At 56.6% G+C, this 1,258-nt stretch carries 1 pseudogene; it reads right to left on the bottom strand.

Annotated features, from left to right (window positions below):
• Positions 1 to 1,208 (bottom strand): annotated as a pseudogene (locus A6U95_RS26865) (IS481 family transposase); the annotation flags it as partial.
• Positions 1,209 to 1,258: the final 50 nt, after the last annotated feature.

Below are 1,258 nucleotides of genomic sequence, written 5' to 3'. Positions count from 1 at the left end.
TGTACAGACCGGGGACATGGTAGACAGGTGTTCAAGGACATGGTGAACACTTTTTAACATCCTTTACCCATGATGATCGACCTATTTCTCAGGTCGATCATCCCCACTTTCGTGCTGTACCACCATACCTCGTAGTATCCCTCTCTCTCACTTTCCTTCAGTCCGACATATTCACCGATAAAGGCCTTGCCCACTTTCCGACCCATCCCTTTCAGGCTCAGTTTCCCACTGATATCCACTTTCCTGACCAAGACCCCCTCGTCATACTCGGCTGCCGCCGGATTGCCATTGTACTGTCGCGATGAAGGCTGATAACGGGATGCTGGTACCGCCATTGACAGCGCTTCATGTGGCCGTTCCAGGTTGTAGCTGTCTCGCCAGGCGTCGAACACCTCCTGCAACTGTGACGCATCGGTGAACCACCGCCCCTGCAGGAGCTCTGCCTTCAGGCTGCGATGGAAGCGCTCCAGCTTACCCTGAGTCTGAGGATGGTAAGGCCGCGAGTGACCCACCCGGATACCCTGACGCATCAGCCATAGTTCCAGAGCGGTCCAACTGCCCGTCGTGTCACCCCAGGGGGCCCCATTATCCATGGTCATTCTCTCCGGCAAGCCATAACGTTCGAACACCGCTATCAACTGGGACTGCACGGTGACGCGTCGCTCGTCCGGGCAGTGCGCCAGACAGAGCGAGAAGCGTGAATGGTCATCCAACAAGGTCAGCGGATGGCAACGTCCACCGGCAAAGGGGAAGTGGCCTTTAAAGTCCATCTGCCAGAGGCGGTTCGGTGCGTCATGTTCAAAGCGCCCAACGGTGGGAGCCGGTGATGGACCGCCTGGCAGCAAGTCATGACGGCGCATTAGATTATGCACGGTGCTGGCGGCAGGTAGCGTATGCCCCTGCATCTCTAGCCATCGCTTGAGCTTGCGGGCCCCCCACATCGGATGGGCCAGATGAGCAGTGTGCAGGTGTTCGACGACAATGTCGGGTGTTCTGGAAGGCGAATGGTGTGGCACCCTGGAACGTTCGTTCAGTCCGTGTGGACCGTCAGAGAGCCAGCGGTGTAACCACTTATACCCCGTGGCAGGCGCAATGCCGAACTGACGGCATAGCGCACGGATATTAGCGCCTTCTTGCGAGGCGAAAAGCACAAACTCGGTACGTAATGACATGGCAGATCTCTCATTCCACGGCATAAGCAGCTCCACTCAGAAGTACTCATACCTATGTTGTAAGTGTCTACCATGTCCCCGAACAA

It is taken from the genome of Serratia sp. 14-2641, from assembly GCF_001692375.1.
Lineage (GTDB): Bacteria > Pseudomonadota > Gammaproteobacteria > Enterobacterales > Enterobacteriaceae > Chania > Chania fonticola_C.
The sequence above is the reverse complement of the archived record's forward strand: the minus strand, read 5'-3'. Positions and strand labels throughout refer to the sequence as shown.